The organism is Candidatus Pelagibacter sp. PS_40 (assembly GCF_059417765.1).
The window spans coordinates 562,104-580,132 of record NZ_CM182064.1 but is presented as its reverse complement, the minus strand read 5'-3'; the positions used below and the strand labels follow the sequence as shown (position 1 = coordinate 580,132).

At 27.6% G+C, this 18,029-nt stretch carries 18 protein-coding genes and 2 tRNA genes; 4 read left to right on the top strand and 16 right to left on the bottom strand.

The features are described from left to right. The first annotated feature begins 40 nt into the window (after positions 1-40). Positions 41-553: a glutathione peroxidase gene (locus AC5SLW_RS02985; protein WP_006996916.1), complete on the top strand. Its 513-nt coding sequence runs from the start codon at positions 41-43 to the stop codon at positions 551-553. Here AC5SLW_RS02985 and AC5SLW_RS02980 read toward each other — a convergent pair. From AC5SLW_RS02980 to rarD, 9 genes are read right to left on the bottom strand one after another with little or no spacing between them, the layout of a single operon-like run. Then, on the bottom strand, positions 542-1,321 hold the full coding sequence (locus tag AC5SLW_RS02980; RefSeq protein ID WP_494575725.1) for an MBL fold metallo-hydrolase: 780 nt from the start codon (positions 1,319-1,321) through the stop codon (positions 542-544). The genes AC5SLW_RS02985 and AC5SLW_RS02980 overlap by 12 nt on opposite strands. Then, a complete protein-coding gene (locus tag AC5SLW_RS02975) occupies positions 1,321-2,085 on the bottom strand; it encodes a TatD family hydrolase (protein WP_494575723.1) in 765 nt (254 codons plus the stop codon). Before AC5SLW_RS02975 ends, AC5SLW_RS02980 begins: the two co-directional genes overlap by 1 nt. Further along, on the bottom strand, positions 2,078-3,619 hold the full coding sequence (gene metG, locus AC5SLW_RS02970) for a methionine--tRNA ligase (protein WP_494575721.1): 1,542 nt from the start codon (positions 3,617-3,619) through the stop codon (positions 2,078-2,080). Before metG ends, AC5SLW_RS02975 begins: the two co-directional genes overlap by 8 nt. Continuing rightward, positions 3,620-4,552: a DNA polymerase III delta subunit-related protein gene (locus AC5SLW_RS02965; RefSeq protein ID WP_006996920.1), complete on the bottom strand. Its 933-nt coding sequence runs from the start codon at positions 4,550-4,552 to the stop codon at positions 3,620-3,622. Between the two features lie 4 nt (positions 4,553-4,556). Continuing rightward, a complete protein-coding gene (tmk, locus tag AC5SLW_RS02960; RefSeq protein WP_018414120.1) occupies positions 4,557-5,168 on the bottom strand; it encodes a dTMP kinase in 612 nt (203 codons plus the stop codon). Then, positions 5,161-6,312 carry a D-alanyl-D-alanine carboxypeptidase family protein gene (locus AC5SLW_RS02955; protein WP_494575718.1) on the bottom strand — a complete coding sequence of 384 codons (1,152 nt, stop codon included), beginning with the start codon at positions 6,310-6,312 and terminating at the stop codon, positions 5,161-5,163. Before AC5SLW_RS02955 ends, tmk begins: the two co-directional genes overlap by 8 nt. Further along, on the bottom strand, positions 6,305-7,063 hold the full coding sequence (locus tag AC5SLW_RS02950; protein ID WP_494575716.1) for a hypothetical protein: 759 nt from the start codon (positions 7,061-7,063) through the stop codon (positions 6,305-6,307). Before AC5SLW_RS02950 ends, AC5SLW_RS02955 begins: the two co-directional genes overlap by 8 nt. Continuing rightward, entirely contained in the window at positions 7,053-8,054 is a 1,002-nt protein-coding gene (locus AC5SLW_RS02945) for a lytic murein transglycosylase (protein ID WP_494575714.1), read from the bottom strand. Before AC5SLW_RS02945 ends, AC5SLW_RS02950 begins: the two co-directional genes overlap by 11 nt. Further along, the gene (gene rarD / locus AC5SLW_RS02940; protein ID WP_011282093.1) at positions 8,041-8,922 is read right to left on the bottom strand and encodes an EamA family transporter RarD; all 882 of its coding nucleotides are present in this window, start codon (positions 8,920-8,922) and stop codon (positions 8,041-8,043) included. Before rarD ends, AC5SLW_RS02945 begins: the two co-directional genes overlap by 14 nt. A gap of 92 nt (positions 8,923-9,014) precedes the next feature. Here rarD and AC5SLW_RS02935 point away from each other — a divergent pair. Next, positions 9,015-9,104, top strand: a tRNA-Ser gene (locus AC5SLW_RS02935). Here the strand turns inward: AC5SLW_RS02935 and AC5SLW_RS02930 are convergent. Continuing rightward, positions 9,105-9,371 carry a succinate dehydrogenase assembly factor 2 gene (locus tag AC5SLW_RS02930; RefSeq protein ID WP_271481469.1) on the bottom strand — a complete coding sequence of 89 codons (267 nt, stop codon included), beginning with the start codon at positions 9,369-9,371 and terminating at the stop codon, positions 9,105-9,107. It lies immediately after the preceding tRNA gene. A gap of 24 nt (positions 9,372-9,395) precedes the next feature. On the opposite strand from AC5SLW_RS02930, the gene AC5SLW_RS02925 reads away from it, so the two are divergent. Beyond that, positions 9,396-11,447 carry an ATP-dependent DNA helicase RecG gene (locus AC5SLW_RS02925; protein ID WP_011282091.1) on the top strand — a complete coding sequence of 684 codons (2,052 nt, stop codon included), beginning with the start codon at positions 9,396-9,398 and terminating at the stop codon, positions 11,445-11,447. On the opposite strand, the gene AC5SLW_RS02920 is transcribed toward AC5SLW_RS02925, so the two are convergent. Continuing rightward, the gene (locus AC5SLW_RS02920; RefSeq protein ID WP_494575711.1) at positions 11,444-12,058 is read right to left on the bottom strand and encodes a DUF502 domain-containing protein; all 615 of its coding nucleotides are present in this window, start codon (positions 12,056-12,058) and stop codon (positions 11,444-11,446) included. The two genes, AC5SLW_RS02925 and AC5SLW_RS02920, sit on opposite strands and share 4 nt — an antisense overlap. Before the next feature lie 123 nt (positions 12,059-12,181). Here AC5SLW_RS02920 and AC5SLW_RS02915 point away from each other — a divergent pair, with 123 nt between their 5' ends. Continuing rightward, positions 12,182-13,009, top strand: a complete 828-nt coding sequence (locus AC5SLW_RS02915) for a M48 family metallopeptidase (RefSeq protein WP_494575709.1) — start codon at positions 12,182-12,184, stop codon at positions 13,007-13,009. Between the two features lie 20 nt (positions 13,010-13,029). On the opposite strand, the gene AC5SLW_RS02910 is transcribed toward AC5SLW_RS02915, so the two are convergent. From AC5SLW_RS02910 to gyrA, 5 genes are all read right to left on the bottom strand, one after another. After that, positions 13,030-13,105, bottom strand: a tRNA-Lys gene (locus AC5SLW_RS02910). Positions 13,106-13,305: 200 nt separating this feature from the next. Further along, entirely contained in the window at positions 13,306-14,418 is a 1,113-nt protein-coding gene (gene tgt / locus AC5SLW_RS02905) for a tRNA guanosine(34) transglycosylase Tgt (RefSeq protein ID WP_494575707.1), read from the bottom strand. A gap of 18 nt (positions 14,419-14,436) precedes the next feature. Further along, entirely contained in the window at positions 14,437-14,991 is a 555-nt protein-coding gene (locus AC5SLW_RS02900; protein ID WP_011282086.1) for a peptidylprolyl isomerase, read from the bottom strand. Beyond that, a complete protein-coding gene (coaD, locus tag AC5SLW_RS02895; protein ID WP_271615819.1) occupies positions 14,984-15,478 on the bottom strand; it encodes a pantetheine-phosphate adenylyltransferase in 495 nt (164 codons plus the stop codon). Before coaD ends, AC5SLW_RS02900 begins: the two co-directional genes overlap by 8 nt. Beyond that, the gene (gene gyrA, locus AC5SLW_RS02890; protein ID WP_494575705.1) at positions 15,478-18,027 is read right to left on the bottom strand and encodes a DNA gyrase subunit A; all 2,550 of its coding nucleotides are present in this window, start codon (positions 18,025-18,027) and stop codon (positions 15,478-15,480) included. Before gyrA ends, coaD begins: the two co-directional genes overlap by 1 nt. Between the last annotated feature and the right edge of the window lie 2 nt (positions 18,028-18,029).

The window sequence follows — 18,029 nt, the reverse complement described above, 5'->3', positions numbered from 1 at the left end:
GTTTTATAAAAATAATTTATTAATTCTATTAATCCTATCTATGTTTACATTTTTTGAAAAAGTTGATGCTAAATACGAAAAGCTATTTTTTGATCATTCGATAAAAAATATAAATAATGAAACTATTGATTTAAATCAATACAAAGGAAAAACTATACTTTTGGTAAATGTTGCTAGTAAGTGTGGATTTACTAAGCAATATACAGGCCTGCAAGAACTTTATGAAAAGTATAAAGACAGAGGCTTCTATGTAATTGGCGTTCCATCAAATCAATTTGGTGGTCAAGAACCAGGCACTAATTCAGAAATTAAAGATTTTTGTGAAACTAATTTTAATATTACTTTTCCAATAACAGACAAAACTGATGTTAAAGGTAATAATGCCCATGACTTATATAAATGGGCAAAAAAAAATTATGGTAATTCAACTGTTCCTAAGTGGAATTTTCATAAAATATTGATTAATAAAGAAGGAAAAATACAGGACACGTTCAATTCTTTTATTACACCAATGTCAGATAAGATAACAAAACAAATAGATTTAATTCTTTAAATTAACAGTCAAACCATCAAAACCAGGAATAATATTTTTAGGTAATTTTTTCTTAAGTTTTGCATAATCTAAATCGCTATGCATATTTGTTAATATAGTTTTTTTAGGAGTAAGGATTTTAACTATTTCTAAAACTTGATCTAAATTGAAATGAGCTGAATGATTACGGTACCACAGACAATCAATAATTAGATATTCTAAATTTTTTAATTTTTTGTAATTTTTTTTAAAGAATAGACTAATATCACTTGCATAGGCTAATTTATTGTTAATTAAATAGCAAATACTTTTAATCTTACCATGTTGAACAGGTATTGATTCAATTTTAATTTTTTTATCTTTAATTATAAATTCATGTTTTTTTTTAAGGCTATTAATATTTAAAGTTGATGGATAACCAAAAGATGATTTAAAACAATATTTAAAAGTTGAAAGCAAATATTTCTTAGTATTAATGTCCGCATAGACTGGAATTTGTTTCTTGTTTATCAAAAAAAATGGGCGCAAGTCATTAATACCATGTGTCTGGTCAGCATGAAGATGTGTATAAAAAACTTTACTAATAGATTTAATTTTATTTTTTAGAAGTTGAGACCTCAAATCTGGCGATGTATCTATTAGAATATTTTGATCATTAAATTTAATTAGAGCAGAACACCTTGTTCTAAAATTCTTTTTATTTTTTAAATCACAATCTCCAGAATATCCATCTGCTCTAGGTACACCCATTGAGCTACCACTACCCAAAATAACAAATTTAAGAGACATTATAGATTAAAAAGTTTATTAAAATTTTGAGTAGTTAAATCTGACATTTCTTGATTAGTTTTTTCTTTTAAAATAGATAATTTTTCTAAAGTATATTTAATAAAACTTGGTTCATTTTTTTTTCCTCTCATTGGTATGGGCGCTAAAAATGGACTATCTGTTTCAACAAGCAGTTTATTTAAGGGAATACTTTTAAAAGTTTTCTGAAGCTCTAAACTATTTTTAAAAGTAATTATTCCACTTGCTGAAAAAAAAGCATTTAATTCTATTAATTTATTTGCAAAATTTAACGAACCAGTAAAACAGTGCATCAAAATTTTAAGTTTTTCTGATTTATATGATTTTAAAATTTCATATGTTTCATTCTCTGCATTTCTAGAATGTATGATAATAGGTATATTAAGCTCTATAGAAGCCTCTATATGAGCTTTAAAGCTATCGATTTGTCTTTCTTTATTGCTATGATTATAAAAAAAATCTAAGCCTGTTTCACCAATACCAATAATTCGCTCATTTTGATTTACTTGACTTGTTATATAATTTTTATCAATTAAATGACTTTTCTCAGTCTCGTGAGGGTGAATACCAAAAGTTCCGAAAATCATTGGGTCGGTTATAATAATTTTTTTGATCCTATCAAAACTTTCAGGTGTAGTGCATATGGTTAATAATTTTGAGATACCAGCTTCTTTAGATCTTTTTATAACTTCATTTAAATTTTCAAGTAAAGGTTCATGATCTAAATGACAATGAGAATCAATCATTTTTCTTTTCAATTTTCTTAAACAAAATATCTATTTTGTTGATAGGTTTACCAGATATTAGATAGTCATGTTTTGCGATAGATTCCAAATTAATTGCATCAATATTTAAATTAAAAATCTTTAAAGCTTTTTCTATTGAGCTTGGAATTATTGGATAAAGCATAAATGAAATTTTTCTAATCATTTCTAAAGATGTATAGACAATGGTATTTAATCTATCTTTATCATCTTTTTTTTTCCAAGGCTCTTGATCGTTAAAATACTTATTTGCTTCAAATAAAGCGCTAACAATGAAATTAATATAATAATTAATATTTTGATTATCAATTTCAGTTCTTATTAGATCTAAATTATCAGTAAATTTATTTAGCATCACTAAATCTTCATCATTAAATTTTGTATTATCTGGTACTAATGAAGAGCAATTCTTCTCAGCAAATGCAGTCACTCTTTGACATAGATTGCCATAATTATTAGCCAAATCACTATTGATACAATCCTCTAATCTATCTTGAGAAATATTACCATCATTTCCAAATGAAACTTCTTTAATCAAATAATATCTTAATGGGTCAAGTCCATAAATTTCAATAATATCTAATGGATCAAGAATATTTCCTTTTGATTTTGACATCTTTTCATCACCAGATAAAATCCAGCCATGACCATATACTTTCTTAGGTAAAGGTATTTTTGCAGCCATTAAAAATGCTGGCCAATATACAGAATGAAATCTTAATATATCTTTACCTATTAAATGAACAGATGCAGGCCAAAATTTTTTAAACAGTTCATCATTTGTATCTGGGTAGTTTAAAGCACTTAAATAATTTGTTAGAGCATCAAGCCAAACATAAATCACATGATCTTGACTATTAGGAACTTTGATTCCCCAAGAAAACGCTTTACGGCTTATGGATAAGTCTTTTAACCCACCTTTTACGAAACTAATTACTTCATTTTTTCTGGATTTTGGTGAAATAAAGTCTGGATTTTTTTCATAATAATTTAGAAGTTTATCTTGCCACGTAGATAATCTAAAAAAATAAGACTCTTCCTCTATCCATTCGACCAGAGAACCAGATGAAATGGCAATTTTAACGTTTTCTTTTTCACTAATTTCTTCATCACTGTAATAAGCTTCATCAGAAACAGAATACCAACCAGAATATTTTGATAAATAAATATCGTCATTTTTTTCAAGTTCATTCCACAGATGTTGAACTGTTTTTTTGTGTCTTTCTTCAGTAGTTCTAATGAAATCAGTATTAGATAAATTTAATGTTTTTGAAAGATCTCTAAACGTTTGACTAATTTCATCACAAAAAGTTTGAGGATCAATTTTTTCTCTCTCTGCTGCTCGTTGTATTTTTAAACCATGCTCATCCGTACCTGTTAAAAAATGAACATTGAACCCATCTATACGTTTAAATCTTGCAAAAAAATCAGCAACAATACTTGAGTATGCATGACCCATATGGGGTCTCGCTGAAGGATAATAAATTGGTGTAGTTATATAGTAATTTTTATCCATTTATAACAATTTTGATTTAAATTCTAAAAATAAACTTTCTTCATCTAGATTAAATTTTTCCGTATTATAAATTTTTTTTATAAATTTTTGATAAAAATTAATTAATGTAACCTTTGAATTGGTTATCAGATATTTTTTCAAAAAGAATAGCTCGATTAAATTTATTAATAAAATTTTGACAGGTTTATTTTTCTTATAGTAATTATTTTCTATTATCGAACTTATAAAACTTGAAATAGTGTGATCCTTTAAATTAATAGATTTTTCTTCTGCAAAATTGAACAAACTAATGATTTCACCAGGTGAATTATAAAAACTTAGTAAGTCATAATTAATAAAATCAAGTACATTTTTATCCAGTATTAAATTTGAAATACTTAAGGACTCATTAAATGTAAAATTAATCTTGAAAGTTAAACATCTTGATTTTAGTGTGGGTAGTATATTTTTTTCACTATTATTTATTAAGATAAAAAAAACATTTTCATTTGGTTCTTCAATAATTTTAAGTAATGCGTTGACAGAATTCTTATTTAGATTTTCAACATTATCTATTAAAATAAATCTTGCCATATTATTAAATGTTGATTTATTTGTGTAACTAATCATTTCACGAATTTGACCTACATCAATGCTTTTTTTTTCTGTTAATAAATCTATTAAATAGAAATTTGGATGGGAGTTATTTTGCAAAAGTTTATAAGATTTATTGTCCTTATGGATGCAAAAATTTTCTAAATTATATTTATAATCCTCATTTTCGGATAAAATATAGTTGATTAAATGATAGGCTAATGTTGATTTTCCTAATCCTTTTTTTCCAGACAGTAAAATTTTATTAGGCAATTTTTTTTGCTTATATAGTCCACTTAATTCATGAAAAAAATTTTCCATACCATAAATTTTAGTGTTTTCAGATGGTTTTAAATTCATAAATCTAAATTAAGTCTTTAATTTTATTTAATATTATATTTTCATTAAGATCTATATCTAGATTTGAATTTATTCTAATATATTTTTTAGGATTTTTTTTTAATATCTTTATAAAACCATTTTGTACTTTTTCATAAAATTTACTGTTAAATTTATCATATCTGTTAAGCTTTTTTCTTAGTTTAAGCCTTTTTTTCATATTTGATAAATTTACTGTATTTAAAAAAGTAAAATCAATTTTAATATTTTTTAAAAGATGATTGTTAATATTTTGTATAAACTTGAGGTTTACACCCATACCATAATGTTGGTAGGCAATAGTTGAATCTGAAAATCTATCTATTAATATTATTTTTTTACCAACATTTTTTCTTATAATTTCCATATTTTCACTTCTTGCCGAAAGATAAAGTAGTAAATCAGTTTCTTTATTAAATGTAGATTTATTATTAAGAATAAGATTTCTTATTTTTTCTGAATTTGCACTGCCACCAGGTTCTCTAATTTGAATAAATTTAATTTTTTTACGTGTTAAGTAGTTAGCAACATTTTTAATATGATGAGATTTGCCTGTCCCCTCTATACCTTCAAATACAATTATTGGTTTTTTAGACATCGCCCCAAATTAAAAAATTAATTGATTTCATTAACCGTGAAAAAACATTTAATTTCTTAACATCTTCATAAGCAAGTAGATCATATTCTTCGATAAGTTCACCATCAAAGATTAGCTTTAATTTTCCTAAGATATCATCTTTTTTAATAGGTGCTTGAATTGGACCATTATAATTCAATGATACCTTCAATAGTCTTTTTTTTGCTTTAGGAATAGTTTTGTAGATATCATTTTTTATATAAGTTTTAACAGTATCTTTTTTACCCAACCAAACATCAATGTCTTCTATTGGTGTGTTTGCTTTTGTAATTTCAACCAGGTCAAAATTAGTTAAACCCCATGTTAAAAGTTTGGCACTTTCACGAGATCTATCATTTTTAGTATTAAAGCCACTACCTACAGCTATTAGTCGTCTTCCATTTCTTTCAACAGATGATGCTAGTGAGTATTTTTCAACTGCTAAATAACCAGTTTTAATTCCATCTGCCCCAAGGCTTTTATATAATAACGGATTTCTATTACCTTGAGTAATGGGGTCACCCCCTGTTCTATTCCAAGTAAATTCTTTTTCTGCAAAATACTTATATTCTTCAGGAAACTCTTTAATAAGATAATTAGACATAAGCATAATATCTCTTACAGTTGATAGGTTTTCAGTATCATTAATGCCTGATGAATTAGCAAAATTAGTATTATTCATTCCTATTTCTTTAGCTTTAGCCGTCATCATCACTGCAAATTCATCTTCTGTTCCAGCAATACCTTCAGCTAACGCAACACAAGCATCATTACCAGATGCAATAATTATTCCCTTAAGTAAATTTTCCACACTAACTTCATCACCAACCATTATAAACATTGAAGAATAGCCAGCTGATGAAAGTCTCCAGGCATTCTCTGATACTAAAAATTTTTCATCTAAACTTAGATCACCACTTCTAATTAAATCAAACGCAATAATGGCTGTCATAATTTTTGTCATTGATGCAGGATAAATTGATTTATCGGCATCTTTTTCAAATAATATTTCACCAGAAAGATAATCTTGTAATATTGCTGTTCTAGCATTTACATCAAATGCTGCATTAGCATTAGTTGTTAGTAAGAGGGTCAATAAAATCGTTATAAGTCTTGATTTAATCATTTTTTATAATCTCAATATTTTCAAATTCAAGTATGCTTATATCATTAAATGATTTTTGTAGAGAGTTAATGTTATTAAAAGGACCTGCATATACTCTATATTTTTTTTCATTAATTTTTTTGATTTTGACATTTTTAATCATGGTTTCTTTTACGATTCTATCAACTAGCAATGATGCTGTATCATTAAAATAAAAATCAGCTATTTTTATTTCATAAGAAAATTTTTTACTTAATTCATTTTTAGTATTTGTTTCTTTAGTGTTAAGATCACTAATATTAATATTGTTAACGGGTGCTTTGTTAGCAACTTTTTTTTCTTCTTCAAACGTCTTTGCTCTTTTTGCAACAAATATTGCATCTTCTAGGACTTCTAAAATCTCTACATAAGGTTCATTTTCATTCAAACCAATTTCATCTGCTATTCTCAATGATAATACTGCATTATTAAATAAAGGATAATCAGCATTACTACCAACAGTACCTATAATTGATTTGTTATTTAAAATATTGGTAATTTTAACAATTGTATTTTTTTTTAAATTTTTTTGAAAAATAACTAAGCTTCTTTCATCAATTTTTTTGGAAATAACCTTATCATAATAAAACTTATCATTATAAATAAGGCTAAATCCTTTATTTATAAATGGATTTTCCAATGAATTAAGATTTTTATTTTTGGTTGAGGTAGTTGCTGTACAGTTATTTAATAAAATTAAACAGCATAGAGTTAATAGTTTTTTATAAAGCATTTTCAAACTTTTCTTTTAATGTGCATACTGCGAGGCTGAATCTTAAAGATCTATTCCATTGTAGTATTTTTTCATAATTATCAAAAACTATGTAGGCCGGATCTAAGTTTTGTGCATCTGGTATTATATCTTTGTCTGGCGTTATTATTGATGCAATCAAATTTTCATTAATAGAATTAAAACTATCTTCATTAATTATATATTTCTTTAAAAGCTTAAATTTAATTTTATTGTGAAGTTTTTTTGCAGATATATTTAATATATTGTTAGGTATATTTTCTTTTAATTTGACTTTAATGAAACAAGGTTGGTTTTTTTTCCATCCTATTTTATTTATGTAGTTAGCTGCAGATGCAAATGAATCTTTAGTTGATTTAAGCTCAATAATGTTATTTTTATCATAGTCTATTGCATAGTTGTCTATTGTAGATGGCATAAATTGAAAAAAACCAAAGGCACCTGCCCATGACCCATATAAAATGTTATGGTCTATTTTCCCCTCATCTATTAATTGAAGAATAGTAATTAATTCTTTAGTAAAGAAATCAGATCTACGTTGATCATAACTTAAAGTTGCAAGTGATGATAATATATCCATTTTTCCAACATAAGTTCCAAAATTAGTCTCTATTCCCATTAATGCTAAAAGCAACTCTTTCTCAACAGAAAATTTATTATCTATCGAATTTATGAAATCTTTATTTAATTCGTAAAGTTTAATGCCCGCACTTACTTTTTGTTTAGAAGTTCTTTTGGATATGTAAGTTTTAGTATCTTCATAAAACTCAGGTTGAAAACGGTCATATTTTATTACATCAGGTAGAAATACAACATCAGACATTGCTAAATTGAATGTCTTTTCTGAAATTTTTTTTTCTAAAGCATAGGCTTTGAAATTAACCAACCACTCCTTAAATCCTTTTTCATTGGCATATAGTGTTCCGTGAATAAATGTGAAAAATATAATTATAAAATATTTAATTATGTTCATATAAATCTTTTAAATAAATAATTACAGCAATCCATATTAAAATGAAACTTAATGATTTATCAAAAGAAAAAGCCTCATCATAATAAAAAAAGCCCAATAAAAATTGAAATGTTGGGGTTATGTAGAAAATCATTCCAGTGGGTCCAAGGCCACACAACTCAACACCTCTTACATATAGAAATAGAGGTATAACAGTCATTGGTCCAGCTAACATTAGTATAAACATCAATGAAGGCTCGTTAATACTAAAAAGATTTAAATTATTTTTAAAAAGTAAAAAAAAAGCAAATAACGCAAATGGTAATATAAAAAGACTTTCTATTAAAAGTCCAACATCGGTATCAACATTTACTTTTTTTCTAAGAAGATTATAAAAACCCCAACTTAGAGCTACAATTATTCCAACCCATGGTATTGAATGAAAACTTTTAAATAAAAGAAATGATATAGACAGCAAAACAAGAAGTATGGAAAGACATCTTCTTTTATTAATTTTTTCACCATAAAAGATATATCCCAGGAATACGCTTAAGATTGGCATAATAAAATAACCAAAGCTTGCATCGATAATTTTTTCAGTACCCACTGCATAAATCCAGGTTGCCCAATTTATAAAAATTAGTAAGCTTGAAAAAAATAAATAAATTATATTTCTTTTATTTTTTATAATTTCAAAAAAAATATCCCATTTAGAAAAATAAAAAGTAGTTATTATTAAAGCTACAGATGTCCACACACAACGATGGATCACTACCTCTATAGAGCCTGCAAATGAAATATATTTGAAGTAAATAACACCAATAACACCCCACCAAAAAGAACCTAGTGCAGTTAATCCTATACCTGTATTGAATTTTTGCTTTTCCACAGTAATAAATTTATACCTATTAAATGATTATCTGTTTAATTTATCAATTTTATTGTTGAATTAAAAATTTATAATAATAAAACGTTGCTAACGGAGAGATGGCAGAGCGGTTGAATGCACCGGTCTTGAAAACCGGCAAAGGGGCAACTCTTTCCTGAGTTCGAATCTCAGTCTCTCCGCCACTATTCACTTGCATAATTATAGTTTTGAAACATCTCAGTAACTTTGTTTAATTCAATTTGAATCGTTGGATTTTGACCTTGATTAAATTTATAAAGATTCTCATCATCTAAGTCTAACAAATCACACAAAAGGGTTAGCTCTTGTTCATTAAACTGATCAATATATTTTTTAGTAAATGAACCTAACAATTTATCCATTTCTTTGGTGCCTCTATAGTTAGCTCTATAAGTTATTTTATTTTTTAAATCCTTTATATTAATGGTCATAATATTTAATATATTACAACTAATATGAAAAATAAGAATAATTATGATTATTTATTAGCTGATCTAACCAAATTAAATGGTGTGGGTAAAAAAACCATGGAAATTTTGAAGAAAAAAAAAGTAAATAATATTTTTGACTTGCTGTGGAGACTGCCTAAATCTTATACAGATAGAACACTTGTTAGTAAAATTTGCGATCTTCAAATAGGAGTAATCCAAACTATCAGAATTGTTCCATTAAAATATCAATTTCCAAGAGTTAGAAACTTACCCAATAGAGTTAATTGTATTGATGAAACTGGAAAGATTGATTGTATATTCTTTAATAGTCATGAAGGATATGTAAGAAAAATTTTACCACTAAATGAAGAAGTGACAATTAGTGGGAAGATAGGCAATTATAAAGGCCGATATCAAATAACGAATCCCACATATATTTCACAAGACAGTTCTTTAATTGAAAATATTGATAATAAATACTCATTAACAGAAGGTATTACTGAAAAAACCTATAATAAAATTATTAATCAAATTTTAAAAAACTTACCTATTTTACCAGAGTGGCACGATAAAGATATTCTAAAAATTTTTAATAATGAAAGTTGGAATGAATCTATAATAAAATTACATGATCCAAAAAATATTGAAAATTATAAATCTGATTTTTATAAAAGACTTGCTTATGATGAAATATTAGCATCTTTTTTAGTTAATTCGGAAATTCGAAAAAAAATTAAGAAAATTAAAAAAATTTCTAAAAACTTCAGCGAAAAAGCTCATAAAAATATAGTTAATAAATTAAACTTTACACTTACCAATGATCAAAAAATTTCATTGGGTGATATTAATAAGGATCTAAATTCTAAAAGTAAAATGTTTAGACTTTTGCAAGGTGACGTTGGGAGTGGTAAAACTATTGTTGCATTGATTTCTTCGTTGAATGTCATTAATTCAGGGTTCCAAGTTGCATTAATGGCTCCTACTGAAATATTGGCAAGACAGCATTATACTTTAGCAAAAAAACTATTTCCTAAAGATATCAAAATTGAATTACTTTCTAGTAAGAGTGAAAATAGTGAAAAAAAGAGAATTATAAAAAACCTGGAAAACAATGAAATTCAAATGGTATTTGGCACACATGCAATTTTTCAAAAAAAAATTATTTTTGCAAACCTTGGTTATATTATAATTGATGAACAGCACAAATTCGGTGTTAGACAAAGAAAACTTTTATCAGATAAAGGGGGTGATAATTGTGATGTTCTTTTAATGTCAGCGACACCAATTCCGAGAACTCTAACTATGTCAGTTTATGGTGATATGGATGTTTCTATTATTAAAGAAAAACCAAGCAATAGAAAAGAAGTTAAAACTTATAGCAAATTAGAAAGTAAAATAGATGATGTTATCAACTTTGTAAAAAAAGAAATAAAAGAAGGAAACCAAATCTTCTGGGTGTGTCCTTTGATAGAGGAATCAAAAAAATTAGATCACCAATCATCAGTTACGAAATATAAATTTCTTAATGAAATTTTTCCAAATAAAGTTGCACTACTACATGGAAAAATTGCAAATGAAGAGAAGGAAGAAATATTAAATAAATTTCTTAATAAAAAATATTCAATTTTAGTTTCGACAACAATTATAGAAGTTGGTATTGACTTTCCTAATGCTAATGTAATCATAATAGAAAATGCTAACAAATTTGGATTATCTCAGCTACATCAGTTAAGAGGAAGAGTTGGACGTGGAACAAAACAGGCAAGCTGTATATTGATGTTTAAGTCGAATTTAAGTGTGAATGCTAAAAAAAGAATTAATATTTTAAAAAACTCTAATGATGGTTTTGAAATTTCAGAAGAAGATATGAAGTTAAGAGGTTTTGGTGATTTACTTGGTTTTAAACAAAGTGGAATTAAAAATTTTAGGTTAGCAGACCCCATTCAAAATGAAGATTTATTTTTAATGGCAGAGAAACAAATTAAAAAGATAGAATTAGAAAATACTGATATCAAAAAATATAAAGCTTTACTCAAGTTATATGATCAAGCAGATATAATTAATGATATGGTTTAGCTTTTAGGCTTAGAAGTTCCAGCCGAGACTATAAATTTTGATGCTTCTTCAAATGTCATATCTAAATAGATCAAATCATCTTTTGGTATCATTAATAAAAAACCACTTGTTGGGTTAGGAGTTGTTGGAACAAAAACATTAACTAAGTTAATATTTGTTTTTGCTTTAATTTCACCTGTATTTTCTTTCGTAGCAAAACCTACGGCCCAAGATCCTTTTCTTGGATACTCAACTAGTACAACACTTTTTTTATTGCCTTCTTGCTCCCGAAAGGAATCTGTCATTTGTCCAATGGCAGAATAGATTGTTCTTAATATTGGCATTCTTTTAAACAAATCATCAATTATTTGTAAAAATTTTTTACCGATAAAAGTTAAAGAAAGACCACCAACAACTGTAATAAAAATAATTGTTAAAATTATTTCAATACCAGGTATCGAATAAGGAAGATAAGTATTAGGATTTAGACCTGATGGTACTAATTTAGTAGAAAAATTAATTAAAAATTTGCTTAAATAAAGGGTAAAACCAATTGGAATTAAAACAATTACACCTGTAAAAAAATAGTTTCTTAATCTTAAAGCAAATGATTTTTTCTTCTTAATAGACATAAAAATTTAATGATAGCTAGAATAAATTACAAAAGATACAGCTATAACAAAAAGCACAACCAAGATTTTATTGTTTAAATTCATAAAAGTATATATTTATATGATTATCAAAATTTTAATAAAATGAATAGAAGAAAATTTTTAAATTATATTGGATGTGGATGTTCGGGCTTAATGCTCGGTGCTTGTTCTACAGCCCCAATAACAGACAGAAGACAATTGAAAATTATACCTGAATCAAAATTAAATGCTCAGGCAGCTCAAATTTTTGAAAAAGTTAAAGAAAAAGAAAAAATGAGTGATGACGCTAAAACACTCGATGAAATTAAAGATATTGGAAAAAGAATGGAAGACGCTATATCTGAGTATTTTTATAGAACAGGCCAAAATGATCCAACTGTTAATTTTGATTGGGAGTATATTTTAATAGATAATAAAAAAGTAAAAAATGCTTGGTGCATGCCAGGTGGTAAAATAGCTGTGTACACAGGAATACTTGATGTTACAAAAAATACAAACGGTCTTGCCTCAGTAATGGGTCATGAGATTGCACATGCTGTTGCTAAACATTCGGTTGAAAGAGCCAGTAGAAGTGCACTTTTACAAACTGGAACTTCTTTAATCGATATTTTTTCAGGTGGAAAGTTAGGGCAAATCAATCAAGCTACTGGCATGAACACCGTAGGTCTATTATCGCAAATAGGAATAATGAATCCTTTCTCAAGGACTCAAGAAAGTGAAGCTGATTACCTGGGAATGATTTTTGCATCTTTATCTGGCTTTGATATAAGGGAAACTAAAAAGTTATGGGAAAGGATGAAGGCAGAAAATAAAGGCAAAGAACCACCTCAATTTATGAGCACCCACCCATCATCCTCAAAAAGAATAAAAGATTTATCAGAATGGGAAAATAGTGTCATTTTAGACTATCCACCGATTACAATTAGCTAATATTTAAAAGATTATTTTAGTGGTGAGCCCTGATGGACTCGAACCATCGACCCATTCCTTAAAAGGGAATTGCTCTACCAACTGAGCTAAGGGCCCACATATAAATTATTAAAGTTGAGATTAATGTTTTTTTTTATTTAATTTTAAAAAAAAACTTTTGGTGAAGTCTTCTTTAAAATTTTTAAATTTCTTTACACTTAAAAATTTAAACAATAAAAAAATATCAAACTTGAATAATTTTTATTACCAAAAAACAATTATTTATTCCATAACATCGGAAATTGCAAATATTTAAATTACAACTTATCAATGTATTCATCATGAAATTTATCAAATGTACCTTTTTTAATATTTTCTCTAATAGAAGACATTAATTCTTGATAAAAGTTGATGTTATGTAAGGTTAAAAGTGTAGAACCTAAGATTTCATTCGTATTGAAGAGATGATTTATATAGTTTTTTGAATATTTGTTAAGATTTAAATTTGAACAATCAGGATCAAGTGGTTCGTTGTCATTTTTATATTTATTATTTTTGATATTCACACGACCATTCCAAGTAAAAGCTAAACCGGTTCTTCCAGATCTAGTAGGCATTACACAATCAAACATATCAACACCTCTCTTAACAGCTCCAAGAATATCGGCTGGCGTCCCCACACCCATTAAATATCTTGGTTTGTCATCTGGCATAATATTTTTTAAATCATCTAAAACACTAAACATTTCATTTTGACTTTCTCCTACAGCAAGTCCACCAATAGCATATCCATCAAAGCCAATTTTAATTAACTCATTAAGAGATTTTGTTCTTAGATCTTTAAATAAACCACCCTGGACAATTCCAAATAAAGCTTTATGTGGGTTTAATCCAAAAGCTATTTTAGATCTTTCAGCCCAATATATGGATAGTTCCATGGATTTATTAATTACTTTATAGTCAGTAGTTTTCTTAGGACACTCATCCATAATCATAACAATATCAGAGTCTAAACCCTTTTGAACTCTTATGCTTTCTTCTGGACTTAATATAAATTTTTTACCATCTACATGAGAGTTAAATATTGCACCCTTTTCTCTGTCTACTTTGTTTAATTTAGAAAGAGACATAACTTGAAACCCACCAGAATCTGTAAGTATGGGAAGTTTGCAATTCATAAATTTATGTAGACCACCAGCAGAAATAATTCTATCAACACCTGGTCTGATCATTAAGTGATAGGTATTTGATAAAATTATTTCAGATCCTGTTTTAATAACATCGTCAATAAGACAAGCTTTTACAGTTGCCTGTGTTCCAACAGGCATAAAAGCAGGTGTTTGAATATTACCTCTATGAGTTTCGATTACTCCAACTCTAGCAAATTTATCACTTTCTATGACATTAAATTTGAAATTCTTTAACGCCATGAAATTTGTGAACTAAAATTATTTAAAGCTAATGATTTTATCTGGGTTAGAAACAGAACCGTTATTGTTTTGATCTCCTCTTTTGATTTTATCAACAAGATCCATGCCTTCAATAACTTTACCAAATACCGTATATTGTCTATCTAGAAAAGACGCTTCTTTAAAACATATAAAAAATTGGCTGTTTGCACTATTTGGATCTTGTGATCTAGCCATAGATAGCGTTCCTCTTTCATGAGGTAAATCACTAAATTCCTCTTTAAGATCAGGTAAATCAGAGCCACCCATTCCAGCTCTTCTTAAATCAAATTGATCATTAGAAGAGTTACCAAACTGAACATCACCAGTTTGCGCCATAAAGCCATCAATCACTCTGTGAAATACAACACCATCGTATTTACCATCTTTTGCTAATTGCTTAATTCTTTTGACATGATTAGGTGCCACATCTTCAAAAAGTTCTATTTTAACGTCTCCATCTTTAAGCTTTAAAATCATAATATTCTCCTCTGCGATTGTGTTGTTGGTTAGTATAAAAAATAAAATTAAAAATTTTGTTATAAGTTTATTCATATTTTTCTTTTAAAGATTTTATTGTGCTTTTTGTAGTAAATTTTTTGATATCGCCTTTTAGTCTAACTATTTCTTTAACAAATCTTGATGAAATGATTTGATTTTCAACATCAGACATTAAAAAAATTGTTTCTATATTATTGTTCAATTTTCTATTCATTCCAGCTAGTTGAAATTCATATTCGAAATCAGATACTGCTCTTAAACCTCTTAAAATAATATTAGATTTATATTTTTTGCATAAATCAGTTGTTAATGATGTAAATGAAATAACTTCAATCTTCTTTTTATCGAACTTTAAATCAACAAATAAGGCTTTTTTAATTAATTGTACTCTTTCAATTGAATTGAAAAGATAATTTTTATTAGCACCATCAGAAGCAGCAATAATAACTTTATCAAATAATTTTAAAGCTTTATTTATAACATCAATATGACCAAAGGTAATTGGGTCAAATGTTCCGGGATATACGGCAACTTTTTTCATTACTCCAAGTTATCATCAATTTTTATTGCTGAAACAACTTTTTCATCACCAGATAATTTGATAATTCTTACACCTTGAGTATTTCTTCCCGCTGTTCTGATTTCTTTAACGGCAACTCTAATCACTCTACCTTTATTTGTTGAAATCATCACATCATCTCCCTCTATAACAGGAAATGACGAACATATACTACCATTTCTAGGTGAGTTAACAATTCCAATTATGCCTTTACCACCTCTATTGGTAACTCTATATTCATTGTTTAAAGTTTTTTTGCCGTATCCATTTTCTGTAATTGATAAAACAAATCTTCCATCGGATTTATTATCGTTTTTGATTTTTTCTTTATTTGTTATTGAAAGAGAAACAATCTCATCATTAGGAGATAGCTCTATACCCTTTATACCTTTGGAGGATCTACCCTTAAATATTCTTAGTTTCTTTGATTCAAATCTAATGCATTTACCATTTTTTGTACTTAGCATTACATCTTGATCATCTTTACAAATTTCAACTCCTACGATTTTATCATTGGGATCTAATTTTATTGCAATTTTTCCAGCTGAATTAATTGTAGAAAAGTCTTCTAGACTGTTTTTTCTAACCTTGCCCTTTGCAGTTGCAAAAACAATTTGAAGGTTTTTCGTATCACTTTCTTCATCGGGGAATGGCATAATTGAACTGATTGATTGATGATTTTTTAAAGGTAAGATATTAAATAAGGATTTACCTTTTGATGTAGTTGATCCCTCAGGTATCTTCCAAGCTTTAATTTTGTAGACAAGTCCTTCTGTCGAAAAGAAAAGAACAGAAGTGTGTGTGTTAACTGATAAAGTTTGTACTACAGAATCTTCATCTCTCGTTGTAATCCCAGATTTACCCTTGCCACCTCTTTTTTGTTGTTTAACACTGCTTAATGCTCCTCTTTTAATATATCCTTGAAGTGTAACTGTAATAATAACAGACTCTTTTTGAATAGTTTCTTCAATATCATAGTTTAAAATAGCATCTATAATTTTAGTTCTTCGTGGTACAGCAAATTTTTCTTTAATAGTTTTAAGCTCTTCACTTATTACGTTTAAAAGTTCTTTTTTGGAATTAATTATTTTCTTATATCCCTTAATTAAATCAGCTAATTTTTTAATTTCGACTTCTATTTCATTAATACCAAGAGCTGTAAGTTTTTGAAGTCTAAGTTCTAAAATAGCAATTACTTGAGGGTCAGATAATGAGTATAAATTTTTTCCCTTCTTATCTTCGACAAGTGAAATTAACTTTAAAGATTTATTAATTTTCCACTTAGTGTTTAATAATGACTTTTTAGCATCATCAGGAGTTTTTGAAGACCGTATAATTTTTATAATCTTATCTAAATTTTCAACAGATACAGATAACCCAATCAAAATATGAGCTCTGTCCTCTGCTTTTTTTAAGTCAAATTTAGTTTTCTTAATAACAACATCTTCACGAAATGTTAAAAAATTTGTTAAAAACTCTTTTAAATTACATATTTTAGGTTTGCCATCAACGATCGCTAAAGTATTAAAACCAAAAGAACTTTCTATCGAAGTATTTTTATAAAGTAATCGCTTAATAGTTTCTGGCTCAACACCATTTCTTAAATCAATTGCTACTCTAATCCCTTCTCTATTAGACTCATCCCTAATATCTTTTATTCCTTCAATTTTTTTTTCTCTAACCAGTTGGGCAATTCTTTCATTTAAAACTGATTTATTTACTTGATAAGGTACAGATGTAATAACTAGTCTTTCTCTACCATTTTTTTGTGCTTCAACACTTATTTCACCTCTAATTTTAAATGATCCACGACCAACATTATATCCTGCTTTAATAATTTCTTTACCAATGATGACACCACCTGTAGGAAAATCAGGACCTGGAATGTGTTTCATTAATTCTTTAATCTTAATATCTTTATTCTCAATTAAGGCTAATGTTCCATCAATGATTTCACCTAAATTATGTGGAGGTATGCTTGTTGCCATTCCAACTGCTATACCACCGGCTCCATTAACCAATAAATTAGGATATTGAGCGGGTAAAACTGATGGTTCTTTTTCTGTTTCATCGTAGTTACTCTTGTATTCGATGGTATCCTTTTCAATATCGTCTATTAAGTATTGCGAAACTTTAGCCAATCTAGTCTCAGTATATCTCATAGCCGCAGCTGGATCTCCATCAATAGATCCAAAGTTACCTTGGCCCTGAACAAGAGGTAAACTCATAGAAAAATCCTGAACCATTCTAACTAGAGCATCATAAACAGATTGATCTCCATGTGGGTGATATTTACCAATAACATCTCCAACTATTCTTGCAGATTTTCTAAATTGTTTTGACCAATCGTAACCACCTTTATACATGGCAAATAATATTCTTCTATGAACTGGTTTAAGTCCGTCCCTAACATCAGGAAGAGCCCTACTCACAATTACACTCATCGCATATGACAAATACGATGAACTCATCTCATCATGCATGGAGATAAGTTTAATATTTTTATCTTTAGGTATTTCTGTGTCTTTCATAG

What these genes read in the sequence shown, in the direction of transcription:
- AC5SLW_RS02900 (WP_011282086.1), bottom strand. Translation starts at nt 14,991, where the DNA reads ATGAATAAACTTATAACAAAATTTTTAATTTTATTTTTTATACTAACC.
- metG (WP_494575721.1), bottom strand. Translation starts at nt 3,619, where the DNA reads ATGGATAAAAATTACTATATAACTACACCAATTTATTATCCTTCAGCG.
- AC5SLW_RS02945 (WP_494575714.1), bottom strand. Translation starts at nt 8,054, where the DNA reads ATGAACATAATTAAATATTTTATAATTATATTTTTCACATTTATTCAC.
- AC5SLW_RS02975 (WP_494575723.1), bottom strand. Translation starts at nt 2,085, where the DNA reads ATGATTGATTCTCATTGTCATTTAGATCATGAACCTTTACTTGAAAAT.
- gyrA (WP_494575705.1), bottom strand. Translation starts at nt 18,027, where the DNA reads ATGAAAGACACAGAAATACCTAAAGATAAAAATATTAAACTTATCTCC.
- coaD (WP_271615819.1), bottom strand. Translation starts at nt 15,478, where the DNA reads ATGAAAAAAGTTGCCGTATATCCCGGAACATTTGACCCAATTACCTTT.
- AC5SLW_RS02955 (WP_494575718.1), bottom strand. Translation starts at nt 6,312, where the DNA reads ATGATTAAATCAAGACTTATAACGATTTTATTGACCCTCTTACTAACA.
- AC5SLW_RS02915 (WP_494575709.1), top strand. Translation starts at nt 12,182, where the DNA reads ATGAATAGAAGAAAATTTTTAAATTATATTGGATGTGGATGTTCGGGC.
- AC5SLW_RS02930 (WP_271481469.1), bottom strand. Translation starts at nt 9,371, where the DNA reads ATGACCATTAATATAAAGGATTTAAAAAATAAAATAACTTATAGAGCT.
- AC5SLW_RS02980 (WP_494575725.1), bottom strand. Translation starts at nt 1,321, where the DNA reads ATGTCTCTTAAATTTGTTATTTTGGGTAGTGGTAGCTCAATGGGTGTA.
- AC5SLW_RS02965 (WP_006996920.1), bottom strand. Translation starts at nt 4,552, where the DNA reads ATGAATTTAAAACCATCTGAAAACACTAAAATTTATGGTATGGAAAAT.
- tgt (WP_494575707.1), bottom strand. Translation starts at nt 14,418, where the DNA reads ATGGCGTTAAAGAATTTCAAATTTAATGTCATAGAAAGTGATAAATTT.
- tmk (WP_018414120.1), bottom strand. Translation starts at nt 5,168, where the DNA reads ATGTCTAAAAAACCAATAATTGTATTTGAAGGTATAGAGGGGACAGGC.
- AC5SLW_RS02950 (WP_494575716.1), bottom strand. Translation starts at nt 7,063, where the DNA reads ATGCTTTATAAAAAACTATTAACTCTATGCTGTTTAATTTTATTAAAT.
- AC5SLW_RS02985 (WP_006996916.1), top strand. Translation starts at nt 41, where the DNA reads ATGTTTACATTTTTTGAAAAAGTTGATGCTAAATACGAAAAGCTATTT.
- AC5SLW_RS02925 (WP_011282091.1), top strand. Translation starts at nt 9,396, where the DNA reads ATGAAAAATAAGAATAATTATGATTATTTATTAGCTGATCTAACCAAA.
- AC5SLW_RS02920 (WP_494575711.1), bottom strand. Translation starts at nt 12,058, where the DNA reads ATGTCTATTAAGAAGAAAAAATCATTTGCTTTAAGATTAAGAAACTAT.